Origin of the sequence: Acidovorax sp. Root402, assembly GCF_001425125.1 — a bacterium.
Taxonomy (GTDB): Bacteria; Pseudomonadota; Gammaproteobacteria; order Burkholderiales; family Burkholderiaceae_C; genus Acidovorax; species Acidovorax delafieldii.
This window is the reverse complement of sequence record NZ_LMDQ01000014.1, coordinates 1,076,043-1,099,140: the sequence shown is the minus strand read 5'-3', so window position 1 is coordinate 1,099,140 and position 23,098 is coordinate 1,076,043. Positions and strand designations below refer to the sequence as shown.

At 65.7% G+C, this 23,098-nt stretch carries 21 protein-coding genes; 20 read left to right on the top strand and 1 reads right to left on the bottom strand.

The window, feature by feature from the left end; genetic code table 11:
• Positions 1 to 11 precede the first annotated feature (11 nt).
• From ASC83_RS16175 to ASC83_RS16110, 14 genes are all read left to right on the top strand, one after another.
• Positions 12 to 530: a tripartite tricarboxylate transporter TctB family protein gene (locus ASC83_RS16175; protein ID WP_056064616.1), complete on the top strand. Its 519-nt coding sequence runs from the start codon at positions 12 to 14 to the stop codon at positions 528 to 530.
• A 12-nt stretch (positions 531 to 542) separates the two neighbouring features.
• Entirely contained in the window at positions 543 to 2,048 is a 1,506-nt protein-coding gene (locus ASC83_RS16170) for a tripartite tricarboxylate transporter permease (RefSeq protein WP_056064614.1), read from the top strand.
• A gap of 223 nt (positions 2,049 to 2,271) precedes the next feature.
• Positions 2,272 to 2,910, top strand: a complete 639-nt coding sequence (locus tag ASC83_RS16165; protein WP_056064611.1) for a DUF2325 domain-containing protein — start codon at positions 2,272 to 2,274, stop codon at positions 2,908 to 2,910.
• A 118-nt stretch (positions 2,911 to 3,028) separates the two neighbouring features.
• Positions 3,029 to 4,540, top strand: a complete 1,512-nt coding sequence (locus ASC83_RS16160; protein ID WP_056064607.1) for a sigma-54-dependent Fis family transcriptional regulator — start codon at positions 3,029 to 3,031, stop codon at positions 4,538 to 4,540.
• Positions 4,541 to 4,691: 151 nt separating this feature from the next.
• Positions 4,692 to 5,885, top strand: coding sequence for a substrate-binding domain-containing protein (locus ASC83_RS16155; RefSeq protein ID WP_056064604.1), 1,194 nt, complete (start codon positions 4,692 to 4,694; stop codon positions 5,883 to 5,885).
• Positions 5,886 to 6,078: 193 nt separating this feature from the next.
• A complete protein-coding gene (locus ASC83_RS16150) occupies positions 6,079 to 7,563 on the top strand; it encodes a PHB depolymerase family esterase (RefSeq protein WP_056064600.1) in 1,485 nt (494 codons plus the stop codon).
• Between the two features lie 82 nt (positions 7,564 to 7,645).
• On the top strand, positions 7,646 to 8,428 hold the full coding sequence (locus ASC83_RS16145) for an ABC transporter ATP-binding protein (protein ID WP_056064596.1): 783 nt from the start codon (positions 7,646 to 7,648) through the stop codon (positions 8,426 to 8,428).
• Complete coding sequence (locus ASC83_RS16140) at positions 8,425 to 9,162, top strand: ABC transporter ATP-binding protein (protein ID WP_056064594.1); 738 nt, start codon at positions 8,425 to 8,427, stop codon at positions 9,160 to 9,162. The genes ASC83_RS16145 and ASC83_RS16140 overlap by 4 nt, the downstream gene beginning before the upstream one ends.
• A gap of 115 nt (positions 9,163 to 9,277) precedes the next feature.
• Complete coding sequence (locus ASC83_RS16135) at positions 9,278 to 10,264, top strand: branched-chain amino acid ABC transporter permease (protein ID WP_056064590.1); 987 nt, start codon at positions 9,278 to 9,280, stop codon at positions 10,262 to 10,264.
• 16 nt (positions 10,265 to 10,280) lie between these two features.
• Complete coding sequence (locus tag ASC83_RS16130; protein WP_015014946.1) at positions 10,281 to 11,354, top strand: branched-chain amino acid ABC transporter permease; 1,074 nt, start codon at positions 10,281 to 10,283, stop codon at positions 11,352 to 11,354.
• 92 nt (positions 11,355 to 11,446) lie between these two features.
• On the top strand, positions 11,447 to 13,603 hold the full coding sequence (locus ASC83_RS16125) for a D-(-)-3-hydroxybutyrate oligomer hydrolase (protein ID WP_056064587.1): 2,157 nt from the start codon (positions 11,447 to 11,449) through the stop codon (positions 13,601 to 13,603).
• Between the two features lie 100 nt (positions 13,604 to 13,703).
• Positions 13,704 to 14,870 carry an ABC transporter substrate-binding protein gene (locus tag ASC83_RS16120; protein WP_056064584.1) on the top strand — a complete coding sequence of 389 codons (1,167 nt, stop codon included), beginning with the start codon at positions 13,704 to 13,706 and terminating at the stop codon, positions 14,868 to 14,870.
• A 48-nt stretch (positions 14,871 to 14,918) separates the two neighbouring features.
• Positions 14,919 to 15,785: an alpha/beta fold hydrolase gene (locus tag ASC83_RS16115; RefSeq protein WP_056064581.1), complete on the top strand. Its 867-nt coding sequence runs from the start codon at positions 14,919 to 14,921 to the stop codon at positions 15,783 to 15,785.
• A 45-nt stretch (positions 15,786 to 15,830) separates the two neighbouring features.
• Positions 15,831 to 16,298: a DM13 domain-containing protein gene (locus tag ASC83_RS16110; protein WP_056064579.1), complete on the top strand. Its 468-nt coding sequence runs from the start codon at positions 15,831 to 15,833 to the stop codon at positions 16,296 to 16,298.
• Between the two features lie 169 nt (positions 16,299 to 16,467).
• On the opposite strand, the gene ASC83_RS16105 is transcribed toward ASC83_RS16110, so the two are convergent.
• The gene (locus tag ASC83_RS16105) at positions 16,468 to 16,710 is read right to left on the bottom strand and encodes a glutaredoxin (RefSeq protein WP_056064575.1); all 243 of its coding nucleotides are present in this window, start codon (positions 16,708 to 16,710) and stop codon (positions 16,468 to 16,470) included.
• A gap of 116 nt (positions 16,711 to 16,826) precedes the next feature.
• Here ASC83_RS16105 and ASC83_RS16100 point away from each other — a divergent pair, with 116 nt between their 5' ends.
• Genes ASC83_RS16100 through ASC83_RS16080 form a run of 6 tightly spaced genes read left to right on the top strand, consistent with a single transcriptional unit; the run spans position 16,827 to position 23,056 of the window.
• Entirely contained in the window at positions 16,827 to 17,393 is a 567-nt protein-coding gene (locus ASC83_RS16100) for a lipocalin family protein (RefSeq protein WP_082522483.1), read from the top strand.
• Between the two features lie 11 nt (positions 17,394 to 17,404).
• Positions 17,405 to 18,412, top strand: a complete 1,008-nt coding sequence (locus tag ASC83_RS16095; protein WP_056064573.1) for an NAD(P)/FAD-dependent oxidoreductase — start codon at positions 17,405 to 17,407, stop codon at positions 18,410 to 18,412.
• Positions 18,413 to 18,435: 23 nt separating this feature from the next.
• On the top strand, positions 18,436 to 20,007 hold the full coding sequence (locus tag ASC83_RS16090; RefSeq protein ID WP_056064570.1) for a cryptochrome/deoxyribodipyrimidine photo-lyase family protein: 1,572 nt from the start codon (positions 18,436 to 18,438) through the stop codon (positions 20,005 to 20,007).
• 3 nt (positions 20,008 to 20,010) lie between these two features.
• Positions 20,011 to 20,184, top strand: coding sequence for a DUF2256 domain-containing protein (locus ASC83_RS23650; RefSeq protein ID WP_082522482.1), 174 nt, complete (start codon positions 20,011 to 20,013; stop codon positions 20,182 to 20,184).
• Positions 20,181 to 21,497, top strand: a complete 1,317-nt coding sequence (locus tag ASC83_RS16085; protein ID WP_056064569.1) for a DASH family cryptochrome — start codon at positions 20,181 to 20,183, stop codon at positions 21,495 to 21,497. The genes ASC83_RS23650 and ASC83_RS16085 overlap by 4 nt, the downstream gene beginning before the upstream one ends.
• Positions 21,494 to 23,056 (top strand): cryptochrome/photolyase family protein, encoded by a 1,563-nt coding sequence (locus tag ASC83_RS16080; protein ID WP_056065156.1) that lies wholly within the window; start codon positions 21,494 to 21,496, stop codon positions 23,054 to 23,056. Before ASC83_RS16085 ends, ASC83_RS16080 begins: the two co-directional genes overlap by 4 nt.
• Positions 23,057 to 23,098 lie beyond the last annotated feature (42 nt).

The window sequence follows — 23,098 nt, the reverse complement described above, 5'->3', positions numbered from 1 at the left end:
AAGGAAAAAACATGACACAACAACATTCATCGCGCTCCAAGCCCTTGCAGACCCTGATCGGGGTCGGGCTGGTGGTGCTCGCGCTGGGTCTGGCCTGGGGGGCCAGCTCGGTCAGTTCAGAAGCGGGCTACGGTGGCGTGGGCCCCAACTTCTTTCCCTGGGTGGTCAGCATTGCCATCCTGATATGCGGCGTGCTGTGCGTGGCACATGCGCTGAGCGGGGGGTTTCGGGAGCTGGAAGAGGGCTCCGGCGACGAGCGCGCCCACTGGAAGGGCTTCATCTGGGTGTCGGCAGGGCTGCTGCTCAACGCCCTGCTCATCACCACGCTGGGCTTCATCCTGAGTTGTGCGTTGTGCTTCGTGCTGTCGGTACGGGGTTTCAAGAGCTCGGAAGGTGAACTCGACCTGCGCCTGCAGGCCTGGATCAAGGATTCCTTCATCGGTATCGCGGTAGCGGCCCCGGTGTACTGGATGTTTACGCAACTGCTGGCCATCAACCTGCCCGGCCTGACCAACACGGGGTGGCTGTAAAGCCTGCACGCCATGGAAACCTTAAACCTTTTGATGCAGGGTTTTGCCACCGCGGCAACACCCATCAACCTGATGTGGGCCTTTGTGGGCTGCATGATCGGCACCGCCGTGGGCGTGTTGCCAGGCATCGGCCCCGCAGTGGCTGTGGCCATGCTGCTGCCCATCACCGTCAAGGTCGAGGCCACGGCCTCGATGATCTTCTTTGCAGGCATCTACTACGGCGCCATGTATGGCGGCTCCACCACGTCCATCCTGCTCAACACCCCGGGTGAGGCCGGGTCCATGGTCACGGCCATGGAGGGCAACAAGATGGCCAAGCATGGCCGCGCCGGTGCGGCCCTGGCCACGGCCGCCATCGGTTCGTTTGTGGCGGGCACCATCGCCACGGTGCTGGTGACCTTCTGCGCGCCGCTGGTGGCCGAATACGCCATCCGCCTGGGCCCGCCAGAGTATTTCATGCTGATGGTGCTGGCCTTCACCACCGTGAGTGCAGTGCTGGGCAAGAGCACGCTGCGTGGCATGGTGGCGCTGTTTGTGGGCCTGGCCATGGGCTTGATCGGCATTGACCAGATCACGGGCCAGGCGCGCTACACCGGGGGTGTGCCTGAGCTGATGGATGGCATCGAAGTGGTGCTGATCGCCGTGGGCCTGTTTGCGGTGGGCGAGGCGCTGTACAACGTGATGTACGAAGGCAAGTCCGACGAAACCCAGAACCGCCTGACCAGCACCCACATGACCAAGGAAGAGTGGAAGCGCTCCTGGCCCGCATGGTTGCGCGCCACGGCCATCGGGTTTCCGTTTGGCACCGTGCCTGCAGGTGGCAGCGAGATTCCAACCTTCCTGAGCTATGCCGCCGAGAAGAAACTGAGCAAGCACAAGGAAGAGTTTGGCACCACGGGCGCCATCGAAGGCGTGGCAGGCCCCGAGGCCGCCAACAACGCGGCCATCACGGCCACGCTGATCCCGCTGCTGACGCTGGGCATCCCCACGTCGAACACCACGGCCATTTTGCTGGGTGCGTTCCAGAACTATGGCATCCAGCCCGGCCCGCAGCTGTTTGACACCAACGGCGCGCTGGTGTGGGCGCTGATCGCGTCGATGTACATCGGCAACGTGATGCTGCTGATCCTGAACCTGCCGCTGGTGGGCCTGTGGGTGAAACTGCTGAACATCCCCAAGTCGTACCTGTACGCGGGCATTCTGGTCTTCTCCACCCTGGGTGTGTATGGCATGCGCCAGAGCGCATTCGACCTGGTGCTGCTGTACGCGATCGGCCTGCTGGGTGTGGTGATGCGCCGCTTTGACTTCCCCGCTGCGCCGGTGGTGGTGGGCATGATCCTGGGCCCCTTGGCTGAGGCACAGATGCGCAATGCGGTGTCGATTGGCGAAGGCAAGTGGACGATTTTCCTGGAGCGCCCCGGTTCGGTGACCCTGATCGTCATCGTGCTGGCCGTGCTGATCGTTCCGCGCCTGCTGCGCCGTTGGGCTGCCCGCAAGATGGCGCTGGCAGAGGCCTGAAGCCGTGGCGAGGCCCCAGGCTCGCACCCGTAAAAAAACCGCGCCATCGGGCGCGGTTTTTTTTTCGTCCAGACGGCGCGGGCAGATCCGTGCCGACGATTTTCTTGGCAAGCCAGACCCCCAGTCGCTGTGCTCCCGGAGCCCTCCCCACCAGGTGGCTTGCTGTGAACTCAGGCTGAATCGTACCATAAAATGCGAATAGTTCTTATTTGCAGGATGACGCATGTCTTCATTTCCGCAGGAGTTTCTGGTGCTTTGTCGTCAGTGGGGCGAAGCCCAGCGGCGTTGCAGCGCGGCCCTGACGGCGCAGGCCGCCGAGATCCAGACGCTGCAGGCCGAGGTGGTGCGGCTGCGTGGGGCGCTGGTGGTGCGCGATACGCGGCTGGCCATGGCGTACGACGAGTTGGTGCAGCTACGGGCTGCTGTGCCGGGACTCTCCCGCCGTCAGACCATGGCACGCCACATCGCTGTGCTGGCGGAGCGCATTGCCACCTTGTCGCGGGAATGCCTGCGCTGGCGACTGGCGGCGCAGTCAGACACCAGGGCAGTGAGCCACCCGGAGCAGGGTGGGGCAACCAGCGCCGCGCCCCCGGATGCTTCGGCACACCCCCGCAGGGTGCGCGTGCCTGTGGTGGTCGAGGCCCAGCCGGGCGCAGACGCGGGTGCGGCCTTCGACGCCAGCCTGGCCGCCGCTGACTTGGTGATTTGCCAGACGGGCTGCATCAGCCATGACGCCTACTGGCGGGTGCAGGACCAGTGCCGTCGCACGGGCAAGCCCTGCATCTTGGTGGACCAGCCGCTGGCAGCATGTGAGGCATCCCTGTACACCTCTTTGACTCCTGTTTTGGATAAAAACGCCTGACAGCGCTAGTGCCATTTGCCTAGGTAGCTATCCAACTTGTAGCGTCATGGCTCTATGCCGGGCGTCTGCTGCCTGTGGGGGCAGATCCTGCGCCCCGCCAGCGCGCTACCATCCGCAGATGCCTTTGCTCGCTGATGACGCCCCCGCACTGCCGCTGGATGCCCAGGGCATTCTGGAACTGGCGGCACGCTCCATGTTCCAGCTGTTCTCCAGCGTCAGCCAGGGCATGTTCCTGGTGGATCGCAGTGGGCGCATCGTGTGGGTGAATGAGGGCTACCAGCGCTTTCTGCCGGACCTGGGTTTTTCGTCGGTGGACCAGTTCGTGGGCCGCACGGTGGAAGAGGTCATCCCCAACACCCAGATGCGCCGCGTGCTCGAAACGGGCCAGCCTGTGCTGATCGACCTGCTGACCAACAAGGCGGGCACCTTTGTGGTCAGCCGCATTCCGCTGCGCGACGACGCAGACCGCGTGATCGGCGCTATTGGAATCGTGCTGTTCGACCATCCCGAAACCACGCTGCAGCCGCTCATCAGCAAGTTTGCGCTGCTGCAGCGCGACCTGGACGACGCCCGGCGCGAGCTGGCCAGCCAGCGCCGCCGCAGCCTGGCGGTGGCGGGCGACGGCGAGCGGCGGTCCAAGTACACCTTTGCCAGCTTCATCGGTTCCAGCCCCGCGGCGGCCGAGGTCAAGCGCCAGGCGCGCCGTGCAGCGCAGTCGAGCAGCCCCGTGCTGCTGCTGGGCGAGACGGGTACCGGCAAGGAGCTTCTGGCCCACGCGATCCACGCAGCGTCCAGCCGCGCCAGTGGCCCGTTCGTCAGCGTCAACATCGCCGCCGTGCCCGACACGCTGCTCGAGGCCGAGTTCTTCGGCGTGGCGCCTGGCGCCTACACCGGCGCCGACCGCAAGGGCCGCGACGGCAAGTTCAAGCTGGCCGATGGCGGCACGCTGTTCCTCGACGAAATCGGCGACATGCCCCAAAGCCTGCAGGCCAAGCTGCTGCGGGCGCTGCAAGAGGGCGAAATCGAGCCGCTGGGCAGCAACAAGCTCGTGCCCTTCAATGTGCGCATCCTGGCCGCGACGTCGCGCGATTTGGCCGCGCTGGTGCGCGAAGGCAAGTTCCGCGAGGACTTGTTCTACCGCCTGCATGTGCTGCCCGTGCGCGTGCCGCCGCTGCGGGTGCGGCGCAGCGACATCCCTGCGTTGGTCGAAGCTTTGGGCGAAGACCTGGCCCTGCGCAACGGCACCGCGCCGCCCGAGTTGCTGCCCGATGCAATGGCCCTGCTGGCGGGTCAGCCCTGGCGCGGCAACATCCGTGAGCTGCGCAATGTGCTGGAGCAGGCGGTGATGCGCAGCGACTCGCAGTCCATCGACGCCGCGCAGCTCGAACGCATCCTGCGCGAAGCGGGCGTGGAGCCCGCCGCCCCCGCCCCGGTGCAGGACCCGGGCCACGCCGCCGACACGGAGGACGAAAGCCGATACCTGCGCCCGCTGGCCGAGCAGGTGGCGGAGCTGGAGCGCAAGGCCATCGCGGCTGCGCTCAAAGCCCATGGCGGCAACAAGCTGGCCACTGCTCGCCAGCTGGGCATCTCGCGCGCCACACTCTATGGACGTCTGGAAAACCCTGAATAAAAATCAGGCAAATGTCTAAAAATTAGACATTCAATGTGTATTGAAATCAGGCAGTGTCGCCAGGGTGTCAGCAAAAGTATCTTTGAAATCAAGCACTTGGCTGCTGGCACAGACTGTGCAATAAAGAAGCATCACAACAGGAGACATCGCCATGCACCGTCGCACTCTGGTCGCCCTCGCTTCCGCAGCCGTTACCGCTGCCGCACTTTCTGCCCCCGCGTTCGCGCAGACCGGTGAAATCCGCATTGCCCACGTGTACAGCAAGACGGGTCCGCTGGAGGCCTACGGCAAGCAGACCCAGACCGGCCTGATGATGGGCCTGAACTACGCCACCGGCGGCAGCATGACCGTCAATGGCAAGAAGCTCGTCGTGATCGAGAAGGACGACCAGGGCAAGCCTGACCTGGGCAAGAGCCTGCTGGCCTCGGCCTACTCGGACGACAAGGCCGACATCGCCGTCGGCCCCACCTCCAGCGGCGTTGCCCTGGCCCTGCTGCCGGTGGCTGAGGAATACAAGAAGATCCTGCTGGTGGAGCCCGCAGTGGCCGACGCCATCACCGGTGACAAGTGGAACAAGTACATCTTCCGCACCGGCCGCAACAGCAGCCAGGACGCCATCTCCAACGCCGTGGCCATCGACAAGGCGGGCGTGACGGTGGCGACGCTGGCGCAGGACTATGCCTTCGGCCGCGATGGCGTGAAGGCCTTCAAGGACGCGTTGAAGAACGCCAAGCTGGTGCACGAGGAATACCTGCCCACCACCACCACCGACTTCACCGCCGGTGCCCAGCGCCTGATCGACAAGCTCAAGGACGTGCCGGGCCGCAAGGTCATCTTCATCATCTGGGCCGGTGCGGGCAACCCGTTCAAGATCGCTGACATGGACCTCAAGCGCTATGGCATCGAGATCGCCACCGGCGGCAATATCCTGCCCGCCATGGCTGCCTACAAGAACTTCCCCGGCATGGAAGGCGCCACGTACTACTACTTCGGCATCCCCAAGAACCCCGTGAACGAAGCCATGGTGGCTGCGCACTACAAGGAGTTCAAGACCCCGCCGGACTTCTTCACGGCCGGCGGCTTCAGCTCTGCCATGGCGCTGGTCACGGCCCTCAAGGCCACGAACGGCGACACCAACACCAACAAGCTCATCAAGACCATGGAGGGCATGAGCTTCGAGACGCCCAAGGGCAAGATGACCTTCCGCAAGGAAGACCACCAGGCCATGCAGAGCATGTACCACTTCAAGATCAAGGTGGACCCGGCCTTTGCCTGGGGCGTGCCCGAGCTGGTGCGCGAGATCAAGCCTGAAGAAATGAACGTGCCGATTCGCAACAAGCGATAAGCCGGTTTTTCGGTTCCGTTAGCGAGTTAGCGAGTTAGCGAGGCCCGTCGGACAGGACCACCGTCCTGCTCCTTCGGGGTCCATCCCGCAGGGGCGGCCGCCCCTCTTTTTCCAGTGAATTGATGCATGAACCCCCGGGTCTACACGGGGGCTGGGTCGGTTTTTCTCAAAAATTATTTGGAGACAAGACAACATGGCTTTCAATTTCATCCGGGCGGCAGCAGCAGGGGCTGCGATGGCACTGTGTGGCGTGGGCAGTGTTCACGCTGCCGTCAACCTGCCAGCACTCAAGATCGACAAGACACAGACCACGGTATCGGGCCTGTCCTCGGGCGGCTTCATGGCCGTGCAGCTGCACGTGGCGTATTCGGCAACGTTTGCCAAGGGCGCGGGCGTGGTGGCGGGCGGCCCGTTCTATTGCGCCGAGGGATCGGTCGTCAACGCCACCGGGCGCTGCATGGCCAGCCCGGCAGGCATCCCCACCAGCACGCTGGTCAGCACCACCAACACCTGGGCCAGCCAGGGCGTGATCGACCCCGTGGCCAACCTGCAGAACTCCAAGGTCTACCTGTTCTCGGGCTCGCTCGACAGTGTGGTCAAGACCGGGGTGATGGACGCGCTGCGCACCTACTACAACAGCTTCGTGCCCGCCGCCAATGTGGTCTACAAGAAGGACATTGCTGCCGAACACGCCATGGTGACGGACGACTACGGCAACGCCTGCTCCACCAAGGGCGCGCCCTACATCAGCGACTGCAACTTCGACCTCGCCGGTGCCATGCTGCAGCACCTGTACGGCACGTTGAACGCCCGCAACAACGCCACCCTGCCCACCGGCAATTACATCGAGTTCAACCAGAGCGAATTCATCACCAACCATGGCATGGCCACCACGGGCTGGGCCTATGTGCCCCAGGCTTGCCAGGCGGGCGGCACGGCCACCTGCAAGCTGCATGTGGTGCTGCATGGCTGCAAGCAGAACATCAGCGATGTGCAGCAGCAGTACGTGCGCAACACCGGCTACAACCGCTGGGCTGACACCAACAACATCGTGATGCTGTACCCGCAGACCAGCACCGCAGCCACCAACAGCTGCTGGGACTGGTGGGGCTATGACAGCGCCAACTATTCCAAGAAGTCGGGCCCGCAAATGGCGGCCGTCAAGGCCATGGTGGACCGCGTCTCCAGCGGCACGGGCGGCACCACGCCTCCCGACCCTGTGGCCCTGCCAGCCCCCACGGGCGTGAGCACGTCGGGCGCCACGGCCAGCAGCATGGCCATCGGCTGGGCCGCCGTCACGGGCGCGGCCAGCTACAACGTGTACCGCAACGCCAACAAGGTCAACGCGCTGCCTGTGACTGCCACCAGCTACACCGACACCGGCCTGGCCGCGTCCACCACCTACAGCTGGACGGTGCGCGCGGCCGATGCCAATGGGGCCGAGGGCGCCACATCGGCCGCAGCTTCGGGCACCACGCTGGCCGCATCGGGCGGCGGCACGGCCACCTGCACCACCGCCAGCAACTATGCACACACGCTGGCCGGGCGCGCGTACGCCGCCGGGGGCTACACCTATGCGCTGGGCTCCAACCAGAGCATGGGCCTGTGGAACGTGTTCGTCACCAACACCCTGAAGCAGACCAGCACCAACTACTACGTGATCGGCACCTGCCCCTAAAGTGCCGGGGCGCGCTGCCGCAGGGCAGGGCGCCCCACCCATTTCATCGATTGACTCAGACCGTGAAAGTGAACACCCACCCATGAGCACCTTGGCCACCAAGGACTTGACCATCCGCTTTGGCGGCCACGTGGCGGTCAACGGCGTGACCTGCTCGTTCGAGCCCGGCACGCTGACCGCCATCGTGGGCCCCAACGGCGCGGGCAAGACCACCTACTTCAACCTGATCTCGGGGCAACTCAAGGCCACCAGCGGCAGCGTTACGCTGGGCGGGCAGGACCTCACGGGCCAGTCCGTCTCGGCACGCACCCACGCGGGCCTGGGCCGGGCGTTCCAGCTCACCAACCTGTTCCCCAACCTCAGCGTGCTGGAGAACGTGCGCCTGGCCGTGCAGGCCACGCAAGAGGGCAAGCACCGCCGGGGCATGAACCTGTGGAGCATCTGGAGCGACCACAGCGCGCTGACCCAGCGCGCCCGCGTGATCCTGCAGGCCGTGGCCATGACCGACCGGGCCGATACGCCCGTGGCCAGCCTGCCGCACGGCGACCAGCGCAAGCTGGAAGTGGCGCTGCTCATGGCGCTGGAGCCGCAGGTCTACATGTTCGACGAGCCCACGGCCGGCATGAGCCACGACGAGGCGCCCGTGATCCTGAACCTGATCCGCGAGCTGAAGAAGGACAAGACCAAGATCATCCTGCTGGTGGAGCACAAGATGGACGTGGTGCGCGAACTGGCCGACCGCATCATCGTGCTGACCAACGGCACGCTGGTGGCCGATGGACCGCCAGCCGAGGTGATCGCATCGCCCGTGGTGCAAGAGGCTTACCTGGGCGTCTCCAAGGACGCAGAGAAGGAGGCCGCATGAGCACGACACCAACGACCAACCTGCTCGAACTCAAGGGTGTGCACACGCACATCGGCGCGTACCACATCCTGCACGGCGTTCATCTCGCCGTGCCCAAAGGGCAGCTCACCATGCTGCTGGGCCGCAACGGCGCAGGCAAGACGACCACGCTGCGCACCATCATGGGCCTGTGGCATGCGTCGCAGGGCTCCATCCACTTTGGTGGCAAAGACATCACCGCGATGAATACGCCGGCCATCGCGGGCCTGAACATCGCCTATGTGCCCGAGAACATGGGCATCTTTGCCGACCTCACGGTGAAGGAAAACATGCTGCTGGCCGCACGCAGTGCCCGCAACGCCGCGCAGATGGATGAGGCGCGCTTGCAGTGGATCTTCAAGCTCTTCCCCGCCGTGGAGAAGTTCTGGAACCACCCCGCCGGCAAGCTCAGCGGCGGCCAAAAGCAGATGGTGGCCGTGAGCCGCGCCATCGTTGAGCCGCGCGATCTGCTCATCGTGGATGAGCCCAGCAAGGGCCTCGCACCCGCCATCATCAACAACATGATCGATGCGTTCGACCAGCTCAAGAAGAGCGGTGTGACCATCCTGCTCGTCGAGCAGAACATCAACTTTGCCAAGCGGCTGGGTGACACCGTGGCCGTGATGGACAACGGCCAGGTGGTGCATGCGGGCAGCATGGCCGCGCTGGCGCAAGACGAAGAACTGCAGCGCTCGCTGCTGGGGTTGGCGCTATGAGTCGTGTGAGTAATTTCAGATGTTCTCGGGCGGTAGCGCAGGTATTTATTGCCCTGGTAGCTATCAAATGTGTAGCTGATGTACGTGGTGCGGCGACCGCCGCTGGAGGTCGGGCATGAGCGTCACCCGCGATTTCGACTGGAAGCCCCTGGCACTGGTGCCGGCGCTGGCGCTGCTGGTGCTGCCCTTCATCGGCTCGCCCAGCACCTGGCTCACGCTCACGGTGGCGGGGCTGGCCATGGGCATGATCATCTTCATCATTGCCTCGGGCCTCACGCTGGTGTTTGGTCTGATGGATGTGCTGAACTTTGGTCATGGCGTGTTCATTGCGCTGGGTGCGTTTGTGGCCACCAGCGTGCTGGGCGCCATGGGCGACTACACCCAGAGTGCCGAGCTGTGGCGCAACCTGATGGCCGTGCTCCCCGCCATGGTGGTGGCCATGGCAGTGGCCGGGGCCGTGGGACTGGCGTTCGAGCGCTTCATCGTGCGGCCGGTGTATGGACAGCACCTGAAGCAGATTCTCATCACCATGGGCGGCATGATCATTGGTGAAGAGCTCATCAAGGTCATCTGGGGCCCCGCGCAGATCCCGCTGCCATTGCCCGAGGGCATGCGCGGCTCGCTGCTGGTGGGCGATGCTGCCATCGAAAAATACCGCCTCGTCGCGGTGGCCGTGGGCCTGCTGGTGTTTGGCGTGCTGGCCTGGACGCTGTCGCGCACCAAGGTCGGCCTGCTGATCCGCGCCGGCGTGCAGGACCGCGAGATGGTCGAAAGCCTGGGCTACCGCATCCGCCGCCTGTTTGTGGGCGTGTTCGTGGTGGGCTCGGCCCTGGCGGGCCTGGGCGGCGTGATGTGGGGCCTGTACCAGCAGAACGTGGTGCCCCAGATGGGCGCGCAGGTCAACGTGCTGATCTTCATCGTGATCATCATCGGCGGCCTGGGCAGCACCGGCGGCGCGCTCATCGGTGCGCTGCTGGTGGGGCTGATGGCCAACTACACCGGCTTCCTGGTGCCCAAGGTGGCGCTGTTCTCCAACATCGCGTTGATGGTGGCCATTCTCTTGTGGCGCCCGCAGGGCGTCTATCCCGTGGCCAACCGCTGATGAGGAGCCGACTGACATGCTGAACCGACTTCTCTCCGGCGACTACCCGCGCAGCAAGGTGCTGGCGGTGATTCTGGTGGCCATCTTTGTGGGCCTTGCTTTTGCACCTTTCCTCTTCCCCGGGGTCAAGGCGCTGTCCGTGGCGGCCAAGGTGCTGATCTTTGTGGTGCTGGTCGCGAGCTTTGACCTGCTGCTGGGCTACACCGGCATCGTGAGCTTTGCGCACACCATGTTCTTTGGCATCGGGGCCTATGGCATCGCCGTGGCCACCACGCGCATGGGGCCCACCTGGTCTGCGCTGCTGGTGGGGCTGGCCGGGGCGCTGGTGCTCTCGCTGCTGCTGTCGCTGGCGGTGGGGCTCTTCTCGCTGCGTGTGCGGGCCATCTTCTTTGCGATGATTACGCTGGCCGTGGCGGCGGCGTTCCAGACGCTGGCCTCGCAGCTGTCGGACATCACCGGCGGCGAGGACGGCCTGACCTTCAAGGTGCCCGAGTTCCTGTCGCCCAGTTTCGAGCCGTTTGACGACCCCTTCCTGGGCGTGAGCATCGATGGGCGGCTGATCTGCTACTACCTGCTCTTCGTCACGGCCGTGGCGCTGGTGCTGGCGCTGCTGCGCATCGTCAACTCGCCCTTCGGCCGCGTTCTGCAGGCCATCCGCGAGAACGAGTTCCGCGCCGAGGCCATTGGCTACCGCGTGGTGGTGTATCGCACCACGTCCAGCGTGCTGTCGGCGCTGTTTGCCACTATGGCGGGCGCCATGTTGGCGCTCTGGCTGCGCTACAACGGGCCGGATACGTCCCTGAGCTTCGAAATCATGATGGACTGCCTGCTCATCGTGGTGATCGGCGGCATGGGCACGATCTACGGTTCGGCCATTGGCGCCGTGCTCTTTCTGGTGGCGCAAAGCTACCTGCAGGATCTGCTGCGCCTGGGCAGCGAGGCAGCCTCAGGCCTGCCCTGGCTGTCTGCGCTGCTGTCGCCCGACCGCTGGCTGCTGTGGCTGGGCGTGCTGTTCGTTCTGTCCGTTTACTACTTCCCCACCGGTGTGGTGGGGCGCCTGCGCGCGGCAGCTGCGCGCAAGGTGGGGTGAGTGGCCCAGCCGCGCCGGGTGACTGGCGTGGCCTGGGTGTGTGGATGAGCTGTGCAACAAGACGCAAAGAAAAAACTCCAGGAGACAAGCACATGAAGATGAGCATGAAGAACCCGCGTTTTCGTCCCTTTTCTCGTCCGTTCGTTCCCGCCGTGCTGGCTGCAGCCGTGCTGGCCGCCTGCGGCGGCAGTGATGGCGACAGCGCCGCACTCAACACCAAGCCCACCTACCTGGGCGCTATCAGCGAGATCACGTACGACGGCACCAGCAACGACCTGCTGACGGCTGGCCTGGGCGCCACGGGGCTAGCGGCGGCCGTGCCACCGGCCTATGCCGACCCGCTCAAGCCCACCGCAGCCGAGCTGCGCCGCACCGCCATCCACACCAACTACCGCGCCATGCTCGACATGACGGCGGCCGGCGGCTACGGCACGCTGTATGGCCCCAATGTGGATGCGCAGGGCAAGGTCACCACGGGCGAGGGCAAGGTGGCGGGCACCGAATACATCGCGTTTGCCGACGACGGCACGGGCCGCAAGAACGTCACCCTCATGGTGCAGGTGCCTGCCAGCTTCGACCCCAAGAAACCCTGCATGATCACCGCCACGGCTTCGGGGTCGCGCGGTGTTTACGGCGGTATCTCCACGGGCGAGTGGGGCCTGAAGAAGGGCTGCGCCGTGGCGTACTCTGACAAGGGCACGGGCGGCGCGCCGCACGACCTCATGAACGACACCGTGCCGCTGCTCGACGGCACCCGCACCACGGCCACGGCAGCGGGCAAGGCCGCGGCCTTTAATGCAGGGCTCACCGCCACCGAGCTGGCGGCCTTCAACACCGCCACACCCAACCGCTTTGCCTTCAAACACGCGCACTCGGGCCAGAACGCCGAGAAGGACTGGGGCACCACCACCCTGCAGGCGGTGGAGTTTGGCTACTACGTGCTCAACCAGCGCTACGGCGCCACCGATGCGGCGGGCCAGCGCTTGAAGACGCTGACCCCGGCCAACACCATCGTGATTGCATCCAGCATCTCCAACGGTGGTGGCTCCGCGATTGCTGCGGCCGAGCTGGACACCCAGGGCCTCATCAGCGGCGTGGCCGTGTCCGAGCCTGCCATCGAGATGCCCGCCAACCCCGGCGTCACGGTGCGCCGTGGCAGCGCCGATGTGGCCGTCACCGGCAAGACGCTGGTGGATTTCACGACCTACGCCAACCTCTACCAGGCCTGCGCATCGCTCGCGCCATCGGTCAGCACCAGCCCCTACGCAGCCGCTTTTGCAGCGGGCTTCGGCAGTGCGGCCCTGCCCATTGCGCCCAATCGGTGCGCTTCGCTCAAGACAGCGGGCCTGCTCACGGCCTCCACCACGGCCACGCAGGCCGAAGAGGCTTTGCAAAAGCTGCGCGCCTACGGCTGGGAGCCGGAGTCCAACGACCTGCATGCATCGCTGGCTGCTTTTGAAGTCGCTCCGGCGGTGGCCGTCACGTTCGCCAACAGCCTGTCGCGTGCCAGTGTCAAGGACCACCTGTGCGGCTTCAGCTACGCGGCCACAGCGGCTGCGGGCGCGGTGACATCACTGGCACCCGCAGCCCTGGCTGGCATGTTTGCCACGGGCAATGGCGTGCCTCCATCGGGCGGCATCAACCTGGTCAACAACCTGGGCAAGCTGGGCCCGGCGCGCGACTTCCTGTCGGTGTCGGACGCTGGCGTGGCCGACTGGAACCTGAGCGGTGCGCAGTGCCTGCGCAACCTCGTCACCGGCAACGACGCTGCTGCCAAGAAGCTGCAGGCCGGTGTGGACGAAACCCGCCGCAACGGCAACCTGCGCGGCAAGCCCGCTGTGATCGTGCATGGCCGTGCCGACGCACTGCTGCCGGTGAGCCATACGTCGCGCCCCTACGCTGCGCTGAACAAGAAGGTCGAAGGCGCCGCCAGCAAGCTCAGCTATGTGGAAGTGGCCAATGCCCAGCACTTCGACAGCTTCATCGGCTTGCCCACCGTGCTGCCGGGTTATGACAGCCGCTACGTGCCGCTGCACGTGTACCTGAACCACGCGCTCGACGCCGTGTACGACCACCTCGCCAACGGCAAGGCGCTGCCCGCCAGCCAGGTGGTGCGCACGGTGCCACGTGGCGGCACACCGGGCAGCGCCCCGGCCATCACCGCCGCCAACGTGCCGCCGCTGGCCGCCACGCCCGCTGCCGCCAACGCCATTGTCATCACGGCGGGCGCCATTTCCATCCCCGACTGACCGGGACGCTGAACGACCTATGTGGAAGCCCGGGACTCGTGCACTGCCGGTGCATGCCGCCCGGGCCATTGAAGGCGCAGTCATCACAAGGATGGAACCAATGAACACTGTGAAGAGTTGGGCACGCCGCGCGTCGGCCGCCCTGAGGTGGAGTGGCGCGCTGATGGTGGCACTGGCCGCAGGCGTTTCGGTGCCCGCGAGGGCTGCCGATGTGGTGGTGGGGCAGGTGGCCCCGCTGTCTGGCGTGCTGGCCAGCACCGGCGCGCAGATGGTGCTGGGCGGCAAGATTTATTTTGACTGGGTCAATGCACAGGGTGGCGTGCACGGCGCCAGCATTCGCCAGGCGGTGGCCGACGATGGCTACAAGGTGGCAGACACGGTGGCCCGCACCCGCGAGCTGCTGGCCAAGCCCGAGGTGGTGGCGCTCTACGGCTTTGCAGGCACGGCCAACATCACCCAGCTGCTGTCCGATGGCGTGCTGGAGCAGGGCGGCGCCGCGCTGGTGGCGCCGTACACCGGTGGCGAGTCGTTGCGCAGCCCGTTCAACCCCTGGATCTTTCATGTGCGTGCGGGTTATGTGGACGAAACCGAGCACATGGTGCAGCAGCTCACCACCCTGGGCATGAACCGCGTGGCCGTGATGTACCAGGATGACGGATTCGGCAAGGCGGGCCTCGCGGGCGTGGAGGCCGCACTGGCCAAGCGTGGCCTCAAGCTCGTGGTGTCAGCAGGCTACGAGCGCAATACCGACAAGGTGGATGACGCCGTCAAGGCCATCAAGGCCGCCGATGTGCATGCGGTCATCATGATTGCGGTGAACAAGCCTGCGGCGGCCTTCATCCAGCGCTACCGCGAGCAGGGCGGCGGCGCGCAGCTGTACAACATCTCGGTGGTGGACCCGACGGAGCTGGTGAAGCTCGCGGGCCTGAAGAACGCCCACGGCCTGGGCATCAGTCAGGTGGTGCCGTACCCCTACCGCCCGCAACTGCCCGTGGTGCGCGAGTACCAGACGTTGCTGAAGAAGTACGCGCCTGAGGCCGAGGTCAACTACACCAGCTTCGAGCAGTTTTTGGGCGCCAAGGTGCTGGTCGAAGCCCTGCGCCGCGCCGGGCCTGCGCCCACACGCGCCAAGGTGGTGAAGGCGCTGGAGTCATTGCAAAGCTATGACCTCGGCGGCATCACGCTGGGCTATTCGCCCACCAACCGCATCGGCTCGCGCTATGTCGAGGTTACCGTCATCGGCAGCAACGGCCGCCTCATGAAGTGAGCCGCCGACGCTTCACTTTTTTCTTCTCTGTTCCACAAGGTCGCCATCATGTCCCCCACCTCGCACTACGCCGCCTGTGCTGGCTATGAAATCCACTACATGGAGTGGGGTGCGCGTGACGCGCCCGTGGTGATTGCATGGCATGGCCTTGCGCGCACCGGGCGCGACATGGACGAGCTGGCCGCGCACCTGGCACCGCGCTACCGCGTGATCTGCCCCGACACCCTGGGCCGGGGCCTGAGCCAGTGGGCGCGCGCGCCGCAGGACGAGTACCGCCTGTCGTTCTACGCGCGCATTGCGGCCGGCCTGTTTGACCAGTTGGGGATCGAGAAAGCGCACTGGGTGGGCACGTCGATGGGTGGAGCCATCGGCACGGTGTGCGCATCGGGTCTGTTCGAGCCGCAGCTCAAGGGCCGCATCACCAGCCTGCTGCTCAACGACAACGCACCGCGCCTGGCCGATGCCGCGCTGGAGCGCATCAAGGCCTATGCGGGCCACCCACCCGCGTTCGATACGGTGATGGAGCTGGAGGCGTTCTTCAGGCAGGTCTACAAGCCTTACGGCTGGCTGAGCGACGCGCAGTGGCGTCTGCTGACCGAGAGCAGCACGCGCCGCCTTGCCGACGGACGTGTGACGCCGCACTACGACCCCGCCATGGTGCAGCAGTTCACGCACCATGCCAATGATTACCTGATCTGGGACCACTACGACGCGCTCAGCATTCCGGTGCTGTGCCTGCGCGGGGCGGAGTCTGACCTGGTGCTCCCGGATGTCACCGCCGAAATGCTCACCCGCGGCCCGGGTGCCCGGGGGCTGGCCCAGGTGGTCGAGGTGCCCGGTTGCGGCCATGCGCCAGCACTGAACATGCCCGAGCATTTCGCACTGGTAGACGGGTTTTTGGCTCGGGCGGGGTGACGCGACTGGCGGTACATTGGCTCCAACTGTTTGTTGCCTACCGCCATGAAACCGTTCTTGTTGATCGCCTCGCATTTGCTCACCCTGGCTGTGGGGTTCGCTGCAGGTGTGTACTGGTTGCCGATCCTGATCGCGCCCGCAGCCCCTACGCTGCAGGAGGTGCAGGCAAGCCTGCCCACGGCAGCATGGAAAACCACCTTTCGCCGCGACCTGAAGGACAGCGACGCCCTGCACTGGGGCGAGGGCGTGGTGTCGATTGGCCCGCAAGCCATCAGCCTGGCAGGCAAGCTGGCACCGGGGCCTGACTACAAGCTGTACCTGTCGCCTGCGTTTGTGGAGACAGAGGCGGACTTTCAGCGCCTCAAGCCACAAATGCTGCGGGTGGGGGATGTGAAGACGTTTAACAACTTCATCGTTCCGGTGCCGCAGGGCGTGGACCCCGCACGGTTCAACACCGTGATCGTGTGGTGTGAGACCTTCGGCCAGTTCATCACGGCCGCGCAGTACCGGTAGAACGACTGTTCAAGGTCATGCCAGGTGTGTGCAAGCGCTCTGCCGGAAGGTGTGGAGCCACCAAGGGGGACTGGGCGCCCCGGCTGTTGGCATATGCATCAGCCCATGCTGTGCGTCCAAGGTATCCACGCACCCCGATTGCACTGCCCGCTGATGTCGGAAAAGGCGTTCAGGCGCCCAGCTGCGCCAGCGCGGCTTGCAACCCGGCGAGTCCGCCCACACGCTGGTCATTGATGAAAATTTGTGGCATCTGCCGCACCGATGGCCCGCACTTGGCATAGAACGCCAGGCGCTCGGCTTCGTCATCGATCTTGATTTCCTCGTAGGGCAGGGAGCGGGATTTGAGGAGCATCTTGGCCGACTCGCACTGCGGGCAGGCAGACTTGGAATACACGGTGATTTGAAGGGTCATGGTGTGAGTTTACGGGGCGTGGAGTGGGTCATGAGACCGCGCCGACCTCAGGCTTGTACCGTTGCTGTGGCAGAGTGGTTTACTATTCGGTTCGTTTTGTGACTGATTGGTAATTTATGGCTCTGCTATTTCCTTGGGTCCGCCGTTCGGTGCTGCTTTTAGCGGCGGCTTTTGTTGTGGCCTTGGTAGGCTGCTCATCCACCACGCCGCCTCCCGGTGTCACCCCCGTCACCCCGTTCGATCTGGCCCAGTACGAAGGCCGCTGGTACGAGGTGGCGCGGCTCGACCATTCTTTCGAGCGCGGCATGACGGACGTGAGCGCCACCTACCAGCGCCAGGCAGATGGCAGCGTGCGTGTGCTCAATCGCGGTTTTGATACGGGCAAGGGCGATTGGCGTCAGGCGGAAGGTAGAGCCAAGTTCACCGGCGATACCAACACCGCCTCGCTCAAGGTCTCGTTCTTTGGCCCGTTCTACGGCGGCTACCACGTGGCCGCGCTGGATGCCGATTACCAATGGGCGCTGGTGGTGGGGCCGGACCGCAGCTACTGCTGGATCCTGTCACGGACGAAGCAGCTGCAGCCTGCTGTGCGCGAGCAACTTTTGGCCCGCGCACAGGCATTGGGCATCGATACCCAGGCGCTGATCTGGGTAGCCCAAGAACGCACCGACCCGCAGCCATGAGTGTTTTGACGATGTCACAACCCATCGCCGTCATCGGTGCAGGTCTGGCGGGCCTGTCGTGTGCACAGGCACTGCTGCAGGCGGGGCACACGGTGCATGTTTTCGACAAGAGTCGGGGGCCGTCGGGCCGCATGAGCACCCGGCGCGCGGAGGACGACAACGGACCCTGGCAGTGCGACCACGGCGCGCAGTATTTCACCGCACGTGACGCCGCTTTTCGCTCCGAAGTGGCCCGGTGGCAGCAGGCCGGTGTGGCAGCCACATGGGGTGCACGCCTGGCAAGTTTTGATGGCACTGGCTGGACCACCCCGCACACGCCCCTTGAGCGTTTTGTGGGGACACCGCGCATGACATCGCCCGCTGCTTGGCTGGTGCAGGGCCTGGCGCAGGCCGCTGAGCGCGCCCACACCCAGTGGCAGACCACCGTGCAGCGGCTGGAGCGGCACCCCGAAGGATGGACTATCACTTGCGCAGAGCAGGGGCTGCATGCGCCGCGCTACCGCGCTGTGCTGTTGGCTGTGCCCGCGCCTCAGGTGGCGCCGCTGTTGACCCAGGTGGCACCCGCTGGCGCTGCGGTAGCAGGCAGCGCCCGCATGCGGGGCAGCTGGGCCGTCATGTTGCGTTATGCCTCGCCTGTGGCCTTGCCGTGGGACGGCGCCTTCGTCAACACCGGCCCGCTGCGCTGGGTGGCACGCGATAGCAGCAAGCCCGGCCGTACGGGGCCAGAAACGTGGCTTTTGCACGCCAGTGCCGAGTGGAGCGAGGCGCATATTGAAGACAGCGCGGACGGCGTCACAGCTGCCTTGCTCGCCGCCTTTGCGGCCCTGGGCGGCCCCACACCCCTGGCTGCCACGGCGCACCGCTGGCGCTATGCGGATACCGAACCCGCACTGACCTTGGGCTGCTGGTGGGACGCCAATGCCCGCCTGGGGCTGTGTGGTGACTGGCTGAATGGCGGGAAGGTCGAGGGCGCCTGGCTCAGCGGCCTGGCGCTGGCGCGACAGGTCGCAGCCGCCTGATCTGTGCGCACAGGGCTTGTGCCATGAGCTACACCGTGGTCTGGTTCAAGCGCGACTTGCGCGTGCACGACCACGCCCCGCTGCAGCACGCCGCCGCCCAGGGCCCGGTGCTGTGTCTGTATGTCGTCGAGCCCAGCCTCTGGGCGCAGCCTGATGCGGCCCTGCAGCACTACCACTTTCTGCAAGAAAGCGTGCACGACCTGGCCCAGGCCCTGCAACGGCGCGGCGCCACGCTGCAGGTGGCCGTGGGCGAGATGGTGGACGTGCTGACCCGCCTGCATGCACTGGCCCCGTTCCACACTCTTGAGGCGCACGAAGAAACCGGCAATGCCCACACCTATTCCCGCGACTTGGCCGTGGGCCGGTGGTGCCGCACGCAGGGCGTGGCATGGCGCGAATGGCCGCAGCACGGCGTGGTGCGCCGCCTGCGCTCACGCGATGATTGGCAGGGACACTGGCAGGCCCACATGCACGCACCGGTGGTGCTCGCCCCCGGGCCTGATCTCTTGCAGGCCCGTACGTTGCCGTGGCCTGCACAGCCCTGGCCCAGCGGGGCTGAACTGGGCCTGCCCGCGCATGACCCAGCCCAGCGCCAGCGCGGGGGGCGCAAAGAAGGCCTGCGCGTGCTGCAAGACTTTTTGGCGGAGCGCAGCCAGGGCTACCGGGGCGGCATCTCGTCGCCGCTGACAGCGCCCAGCGCCTGCTCGCGCCTGTCGCCCTACCTGGCATTGGGTTGCCTGGGCATGCGCGAGGTGGTGAAGGCCACCCAGCGGCGCGAGCAGCAACTCAAGGCCAGCACCGACTTTGGAGCTGCGTGGCAGCGCAAAGGCTTGACGGCCTTTATGAGCCGCCTGCACTGGCATTGCCATTTCATCCAGAAGCTTGAATCGGAACCCGCGCTGGAGCACCACAACCTGCACCGGGGCTATAACGGCCTGCGCGAAGCGGAATGGAACCCCGCTCACTTCGAGGCCCTGGTGGCCGGGCGCACCGGCTGGCCCATGGTGGATGCCTGCGTGGCGATGCTGCGCGAGACGGGATGGGTCAACTTCCGCATGCGCGCCATGCTGGTGTCGGTGGCTTCGTACCCGCTGTGGCTGCACTGGCGGCCCGTGGGCGAATGGCTGGCCCGCCAGTTTCTGGACTATGAGCCCGGCATCCACTGGAGTCAGATGCAAATGCAGGCGGGCACCACCGGCATCAACACCACCCGCGTCTACAACCCCATCAAGCAGGCGCAAGACCACGACCCCCACGGCCACTTTGTGCGCCAGTGGCTGCCCGCCTTGCGCCGCGTGCCCGATGCCTGGCTGCTGGAGCCCTGGCGCATGCCGCCCGATGTGCAGGCCCGCTGCGGCGTGCGTGTAGGCCACGACATTGCCGTGCCGCTAGTGGAGTTGGACACCGCCACCCGCACCGCCAAGGCCCGCGTGCACGGCCTGCGCGCCCAGCCCGCCGTGCGCGCCGCCCAGGCTGCGATTGTGGAAAAGCACGGCTCCCGCCAGTTTCGCGATGGCGGCAGCCCCCAGGCACGCGCCCGGGCTCGCGCACTCAACGCCGCCCAGCATCCCCAGCAGCAAACCCTGGACTTTTGAACCATGCGCATGCGCAAAAAAGCCGACCTGCCGCAAAAGACCTGCCAACACTGCGGCCTGCCCTTCACCTGGCGCAAGAAGTGGGAGAAGGTGTGGGATGAGGTGAAGTACTGCTCCGACCGCTGCCGCAGCGAACGCAAACGCACCGACAAGGCCGCAGGGGAGGGCGCTGCATGAGCACCGCGCTGTTCTGGTTTCGTAACGACTTGCGCCTGCACGACCAACCCGCGCTGCGTTCAGCCCTCACCAGCGGTGCCACGCACCTGCTACCCGTGGTGTGCTTGCCTGCGCCTGATGAATCCACGCCGTGGGGCTTTGCCCGCGTGGGGGCGCACCGCCGCGCCTTCACCGCCGCTGCGCTGCGCGGGCTGCATCAACAAACGAGCGCTCTGGGCAACCCACTGCTCATTTGCCAGGCCCCGCCTGCCACCGCCTTGCCCCAACTCGCCCAGGCCGTGGGTGCCACCACCGCGGTGTGCGAAGACATTGCCGCCCCCTACGAACAGGCCGAGGTGGCCGCACTGCGCGCCGCTGGCTTGCAGGTGCGTACCGTGTGGCACAGCAGCTTGCTGCCTCCGGCGCGCATGCCCTGGCCGGTGGACCAGTTGCCCGGCGTGTTCACCAGCTTTCGCCAGAAGGTAGAGCGTGCGGGCATTACCCCCGCCGCACCATTGCCGCTACCGACCAAACTGCCCCCGCCACCCGATTTGCCCGCGCATGTGCTGCAGGCCGTGGGGGCAGAGCAGGGCACCGCAGCCATCCTGCAACCCGCGCCGCCGCAGGGCAGCGATGCCCGCTCTTCCTTCCCCTACGGCACGCCTGCCTGTGATGGCAGCGAGGCCGCCGCACTGGCCCACCTGGCGCAGTACCTGGCCCGCAAGCTGCCCCACAGCTACAAGGCCACGCGCAACGGGCTCACGGGGCTGGATTACTCCAGCAAGTTCTCTCCCTGGTTGGCTACGGGCGCGCTGTCTCCGCGCCAGATCTATGCCGATCTGAAAAATTTCGAGTGCGACCACGGCGCCAATGACGGCACCTACTGGCTGTGGTTTGAGCTGCTGTGGCGCGATTACTTCCGGCTGCTGCACCTGCAATACGGTGCAGCGCTGTACCGGGCGCGTGGCCTGTCAGAACTGCCGCCCGCCCCACACAACCCGCGCGGTTTTGATCGCTGGTGCCAGGGCGATACGGGCCAGCCCCTGGTCGATGCCGCCATGCGCGAGCTGGCTGCCACCGGCTACCTCAGCAACCGCCTGCGCCAGGTGGTGGCCAGCTACCTCATCTACGACCTGCGCGGCGACTGGCGCGCGGGCGCGGCGTGGTTTGAATCGCAACTGGTGGACTACGACGTGTACAGCAACCAGGCCAACTGGCTCTACATTGCGGGGCGCGGCACCGACCCGCGCGGGGGGCGTCGCTTCAACCCCATCAAGCAGGCGCAAGACCACGACGCCGACGGCAGCTACCGCCGCATGTGGGGCACGGCATGACCACGCCACAACCCTCCACCCCACAGCGTGCCCACACCCTGCGCCTGCTGCTGGGCGATCAGCTCAACCCCGCGCATTCATGGTTTGCCACGCTGGACGACGGCGTGGTCTACGTGCTGATGGAAGTGCGGCAAGAGACCGACTATGTGCTGCACCACGCGCAAAAGATACTCGCCATTTTTGCCGCCATGCGCGACCTGGCCCGCCACCTGCGCGAGGCCGGGCACCGTGTGCGCTACGTGGCGATTGATGACGCCAGCAACCGCCAGTCGATGCCCGACAACCTGGCCGCCCTCATGGCCCACTACGGCGCGCGTACGCTGCAATACCAGCACCCCGACGAATGGCGGCTGGACGAGCAGCTGCGCACCTGGGGCGCAGAGCAAGCCTTTGCCGTGCAGGCCGTCAGCAGCGAGCACTTCTACACCACCCGCACCGAAATGGCTGAGGTGTTCCAAGGCCGTAAGCAATGGCTCATGGAGCACTTCTACCGCCGCATGCGCCAGCGCCACAGCGTGCTGATCGATGAAGCCGGAGAGCCTGAAGGCGGCCAATGGAACTACGACCACGACAACCGCAAGCCTTGGCCCGGCACGCCCGAATTGCCGCCCGACGCGCGCCCCACGCACGACCACAGCGCCCTGTGGGCCACCATCCAGGCCGCAGGCGTGCAAAGCTTTGGCAACCCGCAGGCCCATGCACTGCGCTGGCCCCTCAACAGGGCCGAGGCATTGGCGTGGCTGGAGCACTTCATCACCACCACGCTGCCGCACTTTGGCGCGTATGAAGACGCCATGAGCACAAAGAGCAGCAGGCTCTTTCACTCCCTGCTGTCCTTTGCCCTCAACACCAAAATGCTGCGCCCGCAAGAGGTGGTGCAACGCGCCGCTGCTGCGTACCACGCAGGCGCTGCGCCCCTGCCTGCGGTGGAGGGCTTTGTCCGCCAGATTCTTGGCTGGCGCGAATATGTGCGCGGCATCTACTGGGCCCACATGCCCGGTTACGACGAGCGCAACGCCCTGGGCCACAGCACGCCGCTGCCGGAGTGGTTCTGGACGGGCAACACCCGCATGCGCTGCATGCAGCACGCCGTGGGCCAGTCGCTGGAGCAGGCGTATGCCCACCACATCCAGCGCCTCATGGTCATTGGCAACTTTGCGCTGCTGGCGGGGCTCGACCCCGCTGCCGTGCACCGCTGGTACCTGGGCGTGTATATCGATGCCTTTGAATGGGTGGAAGTGCCCAACACCGTGGGCATGAGCCAGTTTGCCGACGGCGGCCTGCTCGCTACCAAACCCTATGTGAGCAGCGCTGCCTACATCGATCGCATGAGCGACTACTGCAGCGGCTGTCACTACGACAAGAAGCAAAAAGTGGGTGAGCGGGCCTGCCCGTACAACGCGCTGTACTGGGACTTCTTCGCACGCAACGAGGGCACGCTGGGCAACAACTTCCGCTTGGGCATGGTGTACCGCCAGTTGCAGAAGATGCAGGGCCCGCAACTGGATGCGCTGCGCGAGCATGCGGCCAGCCTGCGCACGCGGCTGGATGCGCTGTAGCCCGCTTGCCGAACCACCCCACGACACCCTCACCGCAGGACC